Below are 12,026 nucleotides of genomic sequence, written 5' to 3' on the forward strand. Positions count from 1 at the left end.
CTTTTTATTCTTACTCATGGGCACCTCTTTTAAGTGTTGAAATTATAACAAGTTAAAAGAGATGACACAGTTATTTAAACACTACCGACTTAGAAACTTGTTAGTTCACGTTTACCACGTTTCTGTAATTTATCCCTATTTTAACCTATTCAATTTGTCCCATTTTGCATAGTAAAAATAATAAAACAAAGCCGAATTCCCGCGGCACCGACCATGGGATCCAAACCTAACTCACATTAATGATGACCTGTGCTTGCTAGCCCATGCCTTCTATGCGTTCGAATATAGGGAAAAATTAGAACTTGAGTAAAACGTATCTGGACTTATTGGGGTTTTGCCTATCGACAATTCATTATATCGGGCTATTAATTCTCTTACTTTGCTTTCAGGACGATCGAGGTCAAAGTGAGACGGTGATTTTGAAGTACCTAATAATTTTACATTTTTAGGTGAAGATAAGGGGGTTATTTTGGGGCTTTTATTTTCTAAGAGTGATTTTTTAACATGATTAAATACTGCTTCGGCAGTAGGAATTATTTTAAGCTGTAGTTGTTGTACAGTGCTCATGAGATCTTTGCTTTTAAAAAATAGCTCATCTCGGTTGCTAACAATTTTTAATATTAAATCAATTTGCCTCAGCAATTTCGATTGCTCATTGTTTAATTTCTTATTTAATAAATTGTGACTCTCAACAAATTTTCTTATTTCTTGTTCAAATTCTTCTAATTTATTTTTTAATAATTCGACTTCTTTAATATCTTCTTCAAGATCTGCCAGATATTGTTTCCTTTGAAGTTCGAAGTCCGACTGGGATTGGTATTCACGCATACTCTCTCTAAGATCCTTCACGATCTCCATTTTTTCTGCAATAGGATGGGATTCAGTGAGTTTAGATAATTCTTCTAATGGAGAAACTTTTTTCTTTAAATTTAAAAAAGAAGAAACTGAGTTTTCGCGCTTTAGTTTCGATTTGGCTTTGGCTTCATTCTTTTGAAATGATAAAGGTTTGTTTAGTTTTGCCAGTATAGTAGATAGCTTATAAGAGATCTCGATTTCTGCTTGGATGTCAGCACAGAGCATGGTCGGGTCAAGCTTAAGCCCCAAAGAACCAGGAGCATTTCCTGACGCTGCTTCTTGTGCTTTCATGCTATTAAAAAGTAATACAAAAATTGCTACAAATCTTTTTCGTGAATATTTTTCATCATCAAATTTAGGTAGTGTTTTATATAGTGAATAATAATAAATAATGGCATTTTTATAGAGCTCTTCTAATCCGGTCCTGTCTTTACCACTTTTACAATTTGTAGAAACAACCCCTCCCATTGCCTCTACAAGAATACTAGTATAGGCTGCTTTAAAAGCGACAAAATTTCTTGCTAATCCTTGACTGTTAAACTGCTCATCACGTAAATTTCTTAATTCTTTTTTAGTTGCCTTTATTAAATCAAAACGAAATTGTTGTTCAGAAGTTAGAGTATTCTTAGGAGATTCAAGACAAGAGATAAATTGTTCCGCATAATTTAGGATAGCATCCGTGTGGTTCCAATGACCTAATGCTTTTGACAAATTGCCAGATAAAAAACTAGCATGACGGAGAAAATTCATCGGATCATTGCCAGTAATTATTTGTACTTGAGGATAAGTCTCTAGCAAGCTGATTTCTTGTATTGCTTTTTTCTGTTCTCTGGCTAAATGAGTATCCGCTTTTGCCAATACGGTATCGCTTAACAGCGATTGCACAAAAATTAAAGGCCGAATTTTTTTATCAAACGTAATATTTTCCCAAATTTTGTTAAAATCTGTAGTAACTTGCTGGCTCAAATGCCCTAAAACCTGATTGGCTGTTTGTTTAACATAAGTAGCTTTATTTTCTTTAGGTTCATCTAATTCATAAGGAACCATAGTACTCGTGTTAAAACTGCGTGATAGAATAGTGTAATTTTCACCATCACAAGCCACTAGGTAATTCATTCTCGCATTTTGGATCCCTGGAATATGAGTCATCGCTGAAGATTGATTTAAACTTTCAAAATGCTCCCAAGACTCTTCTAAAGTTTTTGGTACTTGGTTGATTAACCAGTTCTTTTCCCAGGAAGGTAGACGACTAAACCACAGTGGCTGGTCTTTTTCAGGTCGATGAATTCTGATAAATTCTTTTTTCTGATCTAGCGTAAGTTGATTACCAAAATAATAATCTACTTGGAGAATACTGTTACTACCTCCCCTAACCTTTGCTTCATTGATAAGAATTTGATTGCATTTATATTCTGCTACAAAATACCGTTCAGCAGTACGTATATGAGTAATTAGATCTTCATTTTTAAGTTTAGTTATTTTCTGAATTTCATCGATCAAGCGAGTAATAAATTTATCGATGCTTTCAGTAGCTTCTATTGGCTTAGGAGACACTATATCTTTAGAAAGATTAGTTAATAACTCAATTACTAACGATAATTGCTCCTCATTAGTGATATTAAGATAATTACCTTCCACATTCGAAAAAGTCGAAAAAGACATCATATTTAAAATGCCCGCTATGAGACTTAACTTACGCACTTTGAGCGTATTGACTTCCATAGTCTCTGCATGCTCCTTAGTAAACTCTGAACCATTATAATGAACATAAGTCGCGGTTACCTTCCCTGTTCCATGGATTAAATCGGGTATCCTTTTGTATTTGTAGAGCGGAGTAGGGTATTTTTTAGTTTCATACTCTCTAATTCTTTTCTTGGTGACATCCAATAAAAAAGAAATGGGTTTATGACTTATTAATTTCGGAGAGGAGATATCGGTATTCGTTATTAAATCCTCTCTTTTTACCTCTTTGACAATCTCGATTATAAACATACAACAACTTCTTCTTTAAATAGCCCCCTCTACATCCTACGACTTGCTTGCGGCATTTTGACGGTATAGGCAGGGGTTGATAGTTACAACAATACGTTCCAGGTTGAAAACAATAGGTTAATTTCCCAATTGTTCATTAGAAAAATGATTATAATATTTCATTTTGTGCCATTATAGCCGCATTTGACCATAAAAAGAACATATATTTTGAAGGGTTAAAGCTAGGTGCGTGGTACTACAAATGTAAGTCTTAGAGATCACGCCCTCTCAGGCCTAAGCCCGCCTGTATTTGCAGTAATTGCTGATGCTAAGATTAAAAATCACCTTTTGATCTTATTTTTAACCGGCTATCTAATTTACGTGCGCCCATAGGTGCAAAATAAAACTCTGCATCTTTGCGCATCACAAATACCGGGCAAATTTTTCCTGTTTTCTCTTCATCTTCTGTATACGAAATTATCCTCTGATTTGCTGTACCTTATTGACACTTATCCATCATGCACTTTGCGCTTCATTTTTAGCCAAATAAAACGTTCCAGCTAAAAAAAGTAAATAAATCATGCCTGTTATCGCACAATAAAGTGCGAATAATAAATTATTGTGGGTGGCATATAAGTAGTTTGCTATTTCAATACCTCCTGCTTGAATAATCATTCCAAGCATACTCATATATGCAGAAGTGGTTCCTTTCCCTATTGGCGTTGCAAAAAGGATTAAACGACTTAAAGGAGCTGCAACAACACCTAGACCAAAAAAATAAACAATTAACCCTGGCATTAACCACAAAAAATAACTACTAATGAGTAAGGGCAGAATTATTACCGCCAAAAGACTCAAGGCAACAAGCATGGAACCAATTAGCAAAATTTTTCTAAGTGCTCCCTTTCGAGTTAATTTTTGTAAAAACCAGTTGCCCCCGATACTAGCCCCAAATAAGGGAATTTGCCAAAAACCGTATTCAATTACCGATAAATGGGCAGCTTTAATTAAGATGACCGGAGCTAAGGCAATCCAGACAATACAAGGAAGTCCTACGAGCCCTAATGCTACTGAACCGAAAGTTACAGCTGGGTTTAACAATAAATCTCTATAATTTTTTGCAACAACTTTAGGAGCTAAAGAAATTGGCTTAATTTCCTCACCATCATGCTTTGTTTGCCCTACCGGCTCAGGCATGAACCGCCATAATCCCCATAAAGCCAATAAAGCAAACATCCCAATAATCACAAAAATAAAGCGCCAATTAAAATAATGGACAAATATAGCCCCTAATAAAGGGCCAATTAGAGGCGCTAAAATGGCAGCATTCGCCATAATAGCAATCAGCCTGACTGCATCCATTTCAGCAAAAATTTCTTGCAAAGTAGCGTAGCCAATAACCGCGATAAAACAAAGTCCCATCCCCTGGAAAAATCGCGCTAAAAGAAACTGATCGATAGAGTTTGAACAAGCAATTAATGCCGTACACAAAAAGAAAAAGATAGCTCCAAATATCATAACAGGACGACGGCCATAGGAATCAGAAATTGGGCCGAGAAATAATTGTAGGCTTGCCCCTCCTAAAATATAAGCTGTTAATGAGGTAGCGATAGCGGATTCAGGCCCATGAAAAGAATTAACAACCTGAACCATCCCAGGCATAATCATGTCATTGGCAATGTAGGTAAGAAATTCATAAAGAACTAAAAAACAAGCAAAAATCAAAGCTTGCTTTCGAGTAATATTAATTAACGGTTGAGACATAGTGTTCTCTAATAGGAGTAAGAGAGAGAGTTTCTCTTTATGACAATTATTATTTTTAAATTAAGCTGTAAGTAAAAATGAACCTTAAAAAATAGCAGATTTTGTGTGTAAACGCAATGCATAAACAAACTGCTCAATTGACACACATGTTTTTTAAGGTATAATGTTAACCCACTTTTAAAGCTCATTGGGTTAATAATGAAAGGAACCATTAAAACAATCACTAAAATTCTCATTACTACAAGCTGTAGCTTATTCCTCTCCTTTTCCTTATTCGCTGAACCCAATAATTTAAGTGTTTTAAAAACAGAAATTAAGACCTATCATGATTCAGGCCTTTATGAAAAAGAATTAGCGCAGGTTATCGCCCAAGCTCATGATTATATTATCAAGCAAGCAGCAATCAATGAGCGCCATGGTAGCCCTAAGAAATTAGCAGTTGTTCTTGATATTGATGAGACAAGTATTAGTAATTACAACAAGATGGTGAAACGCGATTTTATTGGCGATACTAACTTAATTCATAAGGAAATATTAGCCGCTAACTCTCCTGTGATTGCTCCTATGCTGGAACTTTACAATGATGCTGTCAAAAATGGTGTCAAAGTTTTTTTTGTGACCGGACGAAGGATGTCAGAACTCAATGCGACAAGAACAAACCTCTTACGCGCAGGCTTTAAAAACTGGGCAGGTCTCTATCTTCGCCCGGATGAGTATAATAAACCTTCCATTATTCCTTTTAAAACAAAAGCCAGAGAATCCATTACCCAACAAGGGTATACAATTGTAGCTTCTATTGGCGATCAATATAGTGATATAAAAGGTGGCTACATGCAAAAAGGCTTTAAATTGCCAAACCCCTTTTATCATTTGCCCTAACCACCCAGGCGTCGGATACCGACGCCTGCATGAAGTCTTGCTTCAATAGATTCCAGAGATTGATTTTTGGTTTCTGGACAAAAAGCTAGACTAATAATCCAGGCAATAGCACAAATAAAAGAAAAACCAAGAAATAATCGACTAAGTCCCATACTTTCTACTAATAATGGATAAGCAAAGGTCACTACGGCATTAATTCCCCATGCGGTTGCAGAAGCAATTGCCATCCCTGATGCCCTTAATTGCATTGGAAAAAGCTCCGACATAAGTACATAGGGAATAGGCCCCATGCTTAAAGCAAATGAGGCAATAAATATTAAAAGCATAAAAGCCGATAACCATTTCATAACCGGGTAAACAGCCACGTAATATTGAAAATAACTAAATCCTGCCAAACTCACCGCCATAAACAGCAATCCATAGAGCAGAATTGGCCGTCGACCTAAATGGTCCAAAAGCCACATTGATAATAAAGTGGCAAAAATATTGATAATTCCAAGTATGATGGCTACTTGCAACCCTCCCTGCAAACCAGTAAATCCGGATTGCTGAAAAATAGTGGGGGCATAATACAAAATAGCATCAATACCACTTAAATTCTGGAAGAAAAAAAGACCTGAAGCGAACAACATAGTAGGCAAAATCAATGGAGCAAGGAGCGCTTTAAATTGTGCTGGTTTTTCTGGTTTAACACTTATTGCCTCAGCTATCATCTCGGTATCATGTAGTTTCATAAAAACAGCTTTTGCTTCTTCCATGCGATTTTTCAACAAAAGCCAACGCGGACTTTCTAATTGCACACAGGCAATGATGAATAATACCAATGCAGGTAAAGCACCCACAGCAAACATCAGCGACCAATTGTGCGTTGGTGCAAAGTAATAATTACCCAAATACGCCAGTAAAATCCCAAAAGTAATTGCCAATTGCACACTACCGACAAGAAACCCACGGAAATGTTGCGGGGATGTTTCCGCAACATACATTGGACCAACCACTGTGGACATCCCAACCGCAATCCCCGCTAAAAATCGAGCAGCAAACAATGACCAGAAGTCAGTAGCATAAGCACTCCCCAGAGAACCGATAGCAAATATGATGGCCACTGACATCAATGTTCTTTTATGTCCTGATAAATCAATGATCGGACCACATAATAGCGACCCTACAAAGCCACCAATTAAAACCACAGCGACTAGAAAACCTTGATGCCAAGAATCCAGTCTCAGCTGTTCTTGAATAAGAGGCAGTGCCCCAGCAATAACTGCTGTTCCATAACCAACCAAAACTCCTGAAAAAACGGCTACGGCGAATATACCAGACAGACGCCCGATCGCCGAAGTTTTGTCCTTCATTGTAAAACTCGGCTTGCAGCAATTTTGAATGCAGTAATAATTTGCTCGCAATCCTCAGACGACAAATTAGAGGCAATTGTTAATAAAGCCGCACGATCATGCAAATCATCACAAGTTGGCAATGCTCCTCGCTGATAACTAATTTCTCGCGAGAATTCATTTTTAGGATGCGTCCAGGGAAAACCATCTGCGCTTAAAGATCGTTTCTTAACTAAACTAAAATTATTAAAATACCAATGTAAACCCCATTCCCGCATGGTGATACAGGCTAAACTCCCTGGCTGGCCTTTAATGCCAAGACGCTGCAATTGCTGCGTAAAATCCTGACATAGCGTCTGATTGGGATAGATAGTAATCAGGAAGGGTCCAGAGTCACCTTCCCTTGAAGGAATTTCGCGAAAACCAAACCCCTGAATACCCGTTAAAGCATCACGTATCTGCCACTTGGATTTTCGCATGGATTCAGTAATGGCGTTTAGTTTGCCAAGCTGTGCCAGAGCAAAAGCCGCAGTTAATTCCGACATCCTGGCTCCTATACCCCAAAGCTGAAATTCCTCATGTTGTGTATCAAGACGTCCAGCATCATTGCGTGGATAGCCCAAATCATGAATAGCAAAACAACGCTGGTATAAACTTTTTTCCTTACAAACTATCATGCCCCCTTCGCCACTGGTCATATTTTTGTTTAGCTGGAAACTAAAAATAGCAGCATCACCAAAACTGCCGAGAGGTTGTCCTTTATAAGTAGCGCCTGCTGCTTGGGCGCAATCTTCAAGTAAATACAAATTATTTTTAGCAGCAATTGCAGCAATTTTGTCAATATAACCAGAAGCTCCACTCATGTGGACGCATAGGATAGCTTTTGAACGAGAACTAATTTTACGTTCCAAATCTTTAGGATCCATACAAAAAGTATTATCAATATCCACCAATACAGGTATTGCACCAAGCCTGACAATGGCCGAAAGGCAACTAACCCACATGTACCCTGGTACCAGCACTTCATCGCCAGGACCAACGCCAAATGCAGCCATAACAATGTGCAAAGCCGCAGTACCCGAACTAACACCCAAAGCGTAGTTCACACCTAATTGTTGACAGAATAACGACTCGAGCCTATCCACCATATGTTGCAAGTCAGGACCATAGTAACGAAATGGACTATGCGACTTGATGACTTCATTGACCAATCGTTGCTCTTCTTCATCTATCCAATTAGCACCAGGAAATTCCCAAGGTAGAGGTTGAGTTCGTACTGGTTTTTCCTCATTCATTTCAATCTCCTTTTGTCGCAAGATTATGGATTAGGTGTGTAGCTAGCCGGTCAGCCAACGCCATAATTGTTAGTGTCAGATGTTTATCAGGTAAATGAGGAATAACACCCCCATCACAAAGGTACAAATTATTATGGGCAAAGGTTTTAAGATTCGCATCAACAATAGCCTGATTCTCATTCGCTCCCATACGACATGTACCTGCATAATGAATTCCGGTACCATCATTACTAAAATCTTCTACTATATGAGTTGCTGAAGCCCGGCGTAGAATTTTACGTCCAAATTCAGCCATTTTTTTCATGCGAGCCAATGTCGCTTCAGAACTACTATAGTAAATATCAACTTGAGGTACACCGTAGCAATCGACCTGCCGCGAAGGAGTGACTCGATTAGAGGCCATTAAGTCACCTTCACAAAATAATCCCAATGTAACAAAGGAATGAAACATCATTTTGACGACAAAAGGTCGTAATGATCTCGGCACCCAACGAATCCCTGCAAGATAATAAGGAACATCAGGTGGAGCCGATATAGAATGACCAATAAAACGAAATGACTCCTCAGCATCTAAAGATGCCTTGCCTGTTAAAATTAGCAAATCACCATAACCAATGTCAGCAGGACGTTTACTAAACCATAATTTGTATAACGAGGTTGCTTGAACAACTTTGGGATTATCTTGAAGATACTGTCCTAGTGAGCCATTTTGATTGGCTAAACCTTCTTCAAAATTTTGGTCACGGGAATTAAATAAAATACGCGGGGTTTCAAGAGCTCCGGCACTCAGGATAAATAAGCGTGCGCGTAGGGTTTTCCTTTCATTTGATTTAAGGCAAAGATATTCGAGAGATTGAATCTGATTATTTTTACTATTGCGAATTAAACGCACTACTTTAGCATTGAGCAGTAATGTGTAATTGGATAAATTTTTGATTTCGGGTAACAACCTTGCTGAAAATTTGTAGACAGCACCTGCAACACAACCAAAAGTACAAATACCTGAACTCAGACAATGATTCGGTTTCTCAGCTCTAGTTTCAATAGCCTTACGATTCGGAATAGCATAGCAATCAGGCCAATTTAGCCGTTTAACCGCATTGATTATCAGTTGATCAGCAGGACGAAGCGGTTTAGGTGGAATATATTCCCCATCAGGTAAATCAGGGATGGCTTCTTTAGTACCACAAACACCGATGCGATTTTCAACGGCAGAATAATGAGAAGCCAAGTCTTGATAATCAATAGGCCAGTTTGCCAAATCCTCTTCACTAAAACGGACTGACACGGCATTCCATAAGTTTTGGAGACCATTAAGGGCATAAATCTGAAATTGACGAAATATAGCTTCTGATTGCTGACTACTCGAACGGTTTTGATGATCAGCAAATAGTTCGTGAATAAAAAGTGCATCCGCAACTTTAGGGGGGAAGGTCGTTTTTGGTTTTATTCCATACCATTTTTTGATTCCTGGTGGATTTTTATCACTAAAGTAATCGTCAGGTAAGGCATCACCCTGCTCGACGGATATCACGTCAAGACCAGCCATAGCTAAGCGATGCGCGAGAATGCCTCCAGCAGCACCCGTGCCCACAATACAACAATCATATACTTTATCTGTCACCCTGCGTCCTTTAGAAATTGTGGTGAAGTAAAATAAAGGTAATCAAAAAAGCTGTTGATTATGTCTTTCTCATTTTTATTCAACTGTGGCCAATCAAGTTGTTGGTTACTCTGAAAATTTGTTTTTTCAGCCACGTCAGTCAAGGTTTGTTGCAGTTGATAATTCTCAGCAATAAAACAGCTCAGCTCAGGAATTAGATTAATCACCTGTTGGCCATAATAATGTTGTGGAGCTAACTGAGTTAGCATGTCCACCATTGTTTCTCCAGTCAGGGGCATCACAAATTCACTTGCAATTATTGTTGATTGTAAGTTAAGTATAGGAAAAGATTTACCATTTTCTATTTGTAGATAAGTATTTTTTAATCACTCGTAAAGGATGACCGATATGGCTTGGTTGGTTGCAATCATTGGTTCAGTAGCAGGTTTTTTATTTGGATACGATGAAGGGATTATTGCGGGATCTTTGGAGCTAATACAACAACATTTTCAAATGACACATACCGCAATTGGTATGATGACCTCAGCATTACCCTTTGGAGCCTTGTTTGGTTCAATGCTTATCGGTTCATTACTCGCTTCTCGCGCAGTCAAGCATTTAGGGCGAAGGCGCTGTCTCGCTTTTGCAGGCTTTCTTTTTTTTATAGGGGCTTTGGGGGCTACTTTTGCCAATTTTGAATGGGTCTTGATTGCCGCTCGTTTTATTCTTGGACTTGCCATTGGGGTCGCCGCTGTTACCACTCCACTTTACTTGGCTGAAACAGCTCCGACACGACTTCGAGGGGCAATGGTTGCAATTTACCAGTTGGCAATCACTATTGGTATTGTCTCTGCCTATAGTGTGAACTATCTTCTGCTTGACCGTGGATCCTGGCGAGAGATGTTCGCTTCCAGCATGATTCCCGCTTTTATTCTCATTATTGGTATGTTGTTTTTACCTGAGTCACCTCGTTGGTTACTTAGTGAGGGTAAACGTAAAGAAGCCAAAGATTCGCTAGCAAAACTGCGTAAAGGGGAAAAAGTTGAACAAGAGCTAGCTGAAATTGAAACAACCTTATCTCATGAACCCCAACAAAGTAACTGGCGATTGCTTCTTAAAATGCCATTATTGCCAGTACTCTTATTAGGGGTAATGCTGTTTTGTCTGCAGCAACTAAGTGGTATTAATGTCATTATTTATTACGCACCAGAAATTTTTAAAAACCTTGGTTTCTCCAGTGCCTATGGCCAAATCCTGGCAACCATGGGGATTGGCCTTATCAATATGCTTGTCACAATCCTAGCAGTCATCTATGTTGATAAGATTGGACGGCGAAAATTGCTGTTGTTCGGTTTTGCAGGAACCTTTCTGAGTCTGGCAATTCTTGGGATATTTTCCTATCACAAAGTAGCTTGGTTAGCCTATCTATCGGTTAGCTGCCTCGCACTTTATATCCTTTCATTTGCGATAAGCCTTGGCCCTATACCTTACATTGCTATGGCTGAAATTTTTCCCCTCCATGTTCGAGGTGCGGGAATGGGATTATCATCCGTTAGTAACTGGGGGTTTAATGGCATCACCGTATTTACCTTTCCCATATTGTTCTATGCATTAGGAATCGAATACACGTTTCTGATGTATGCATTTATCTGTCTGCTGGGATTTATTTATACTTACATATACATGCCAGAGACAAAAAACTTAAGTCTTGAATTCATTGAAGAATATACGATGAGTGGTAAACCACTGCGTCTATTAGGACGAACCAATAATAGTTAATTAACCATTGCTAATTCGATGAGAAGGGCACCAAATCCTTGACTTGGTGCCATGAAGCGGCAAGTCATGCTACTCGTAATCAACCCCAACAATTTCATACTCAACCATACCGCCCGGCGTTTGCACAACAACGGTATCATCAACCAATTTGCCGATTAGGGCACGGCCAATTGGAGAACTGTAAGAAATTTTATTTACCTTAATATCTGCTTCATCTTCACCGACAATTCGATAGCTAATCTGAGCATCAGTTTGAAGATGACACACATGTACAGTAGACCCAAAAACAACCTTGCCATTATTGGGTAATTTGCTAATGTCGACAATCTGTGCATTAGAAAGCTTTGCTTCCAACTCTTTAATTCTGCCTTCATTAAAACTCTGTTGTTCACGGGCAGCATGGTATTCAGCATTTTCTTTTAAATCGCCATGTGCTCGAGCAGTAGCTATTGCTTCAATAATTCGTGGTCGCTCTATCACTTTTAATCGATGTAATTCATTTTTAAGCGCCTCTGCGCCTTGAATTGTCATTGGATGCTTTTGCAT

9 protein-coding genes are annotated in these 12,026 nt (G+C 38.6%); 2 read left to right on the forward strand and 7 right to left on the reverse strand.

Features of this window, described 5'->3' with window-relative positions; all coding sequences use genetic code 11:
- Nucleotides 1-270 precede the first annotated feature (270 nt).
- Nucleotides 271-2,847 (reverse strand): hypothetical protein, encoded by a 2,577-nt coding sequence (locus tag Lbru_RS04330; RefSeq protein WP_058440969.1) that lies wholly within the window; start codon nucleotides 2,845-2,847, stop codon nucleotides 271-273.
- A 495-nt stretch (nucleotides 2,848-3,342) separates the two neighbouring features.
- Nucleotides 3,343-4,590 carry an MFS transporter gene (locus Lbru_RS04335; protein WP_058440970.1) on the reverse strand — a complete coding sequence of 416 codons (1,248 nt, stop codon included), beginning with the start codon at nucleotides 4,588-4,590 and terminating at the stop codon, nucleotides 3,343-3,345.
- A 198-nt stretch (nucleotides 4,591-4,788) separates the two neighbouring features.
- Between Lbru_RS04335 and Lbru_RS04340 the strand changes: the two genes are divergently transcribed.
- Nucleotides 4,789-5,469 (forward strand): HAD family acid phosphatase, encoded by a 681-nt coding sequence (locus tag Lbru_RS04340; RefSeq protein ID WP_058440971.1) that lies wholly within the window; start codon nucleotides 4,789-4,791, stop codon nucleotides 5,467-5,469.
- On the opposite strand, the gene Lbru_RS04345 is transcribed toward Lbru_RS04340, so the two are convergent.
- Genes Lbru_RS04345 through Lbru_RS04360 form a run of 4 tightly spaced genes read right to left on the reverse strand, consistent with a single transcriptional unit; the run spans nucleotide 5,466 to nucleotide 9,979 of the window.
- Nucleotides 5,466-6,824, reverse strand: a complete 1,359-nt coding sequence (locus Lbru_RS04345; protein ID WP_058440972.1) for a sugar porter family MFS transporter — start codon at nucleotides 6,822-6,824, stop codon at nucleotides 5,466-5,468. The genes Lbru_RS04340 and Lbru_RS04345 overlap by 4 nt on opposite strands.
- Nucleotides 6,821-8,098: a DegT/DnrJ/EryC1/StrS family aminotransferase gene (locus Lbru_RS04350; RefSeq protein WP_058440973.1), complete on the reverse strand. Its 1,278-nt coding sequence runs from the start codon at nucleotides 8,096-8,098 to the stop codon at nucleotides 6,821-6,823. The genes Lbru_RS04345 and Lbru_RS04350 overlap by 4 nt, the downstream gene beginning before the upstream one ends.
- A 1-nt stretch (nucleotide 8,099) precedes the next feature.
- A complete protein-coding gene (locus Lbru_RS04355) occupies nucleotides 8,100-9,722 on the reverse strand; it encodes a GMC oxidoreductase (RefSeq protein WP_058440974.1) in 1,623 nt (540 codons plus the stop codon).
- Nucleotides 9,719-9,979, reverse strand: a complete 261-nt coding sequence (locus Lbru_RS04360) for a hypothetical protein (protein ID WP_058440975.1) — start codon at nucleotides 9,977-9,979, stop codon at nucleotides 9,719-9,721. The genes Lbru_RS04355 and Lbru_RS04360 overlap by 4 nt, the downstream gene beginning before the upstream one ends.
- Nucleotides 9,980-10,109: 130 nt before the next feature.
- Between Lbru_RS04360 and Lbru_RS04365 the strand changes: the two genes are divergently transcribed.
- Complete coding sequence (locus Lbru_RS04365) at nucleotides 10,110-11,480, forward strand: sugar porter family MFS transporter (protein ID WP_058440976.1); 1,371 nt, start codon at nucleotides 10,110-10,112, stop codon at nucleotides 11,478-11,480.
- Nucleotides 11,481-11,549: 69 nt separating this feature from the next.
- Here the strand turns inward: Lbru_RS04365 and greA are convergent, their stop codons facing one another.
- Nucleotides 11,550-12,026 carry a transcription elongation factor GreA gene (gene greA / locus Lbru_RS04370; RefSeq protein ID WP_058440991.1) on the reverse strand — a complete coding sequence of 159 codons (477 nt, stop codon included), beginning with the start codon at nucleotides 12,024-12,026 and terminating at the stop codon, nucleotides 11,550-11,552.

Origin of the sequence: Legionella brunensis, assembly GCF_001467025.1 — a bacterium.
Classification (GTDB): Bacteria; Pseudomonadota; Gammaproteobacteria; order Legionellales; family Legionellaceae; genus Tatlockia; species Tatlockia brunensis.

Coding starts and splice junctions, on each gene's coding strand:
- Lbru_RS04340 (WP_058440971.1), top strand. CDS start 4,789: ATGAAAGGAACCATTAAAACAATCACTAAAATTCTCATTACTACAAGC.
- Lbru_RS04365 (WP_058440976.1), top strand. CDS start 10,110: ATGGCTTGGTTGGTTGCAATCATTGGTTCAGTAGCAGGTTTTTTATTT.
- Lbru_RS04335 (WP_058440970.1), bottom strand. CDS start 4,590: ATGTCTCAACCGTTAATTAATATTACTCGAAAGCAAGCTTTGATTTTT.
- Lbru_RS04345 (WP_058440972.1), bottom strand. CDS start 6,824: ATGAAGGACAAAACTTCGGCGATCGGGCGTCTGTCTGGTATATTCGCC.
- Lbru_RS04350 (WP_058440973.1), bottom strand. CDS start 8,098: ATGAATGAGGAAAAACCAGTACGAACTCAACCTCTACCTTGGGAATTT.
- greA (WP_058440991.1), bottom strand. CDS start 12,026: ATGCAAAAGCATCCAATGACAATTCAAGGCGCAGAGGCGCTTAAAAAT.
- Lbru_RS04330 (WP_058440969.1), bottom strand. CDS start 2,847: ATGTTTATAATCGAGATTGTCAAAGAGGTAAAAAGAGAGGATTTAATA.
- Lbru_RS04360 (WP_058440975.1), bottom strand. CDS start 9,979: ATGGTGGACATGCTAACTCAGTTAGCTCCACAACATTATTATGGCCAA.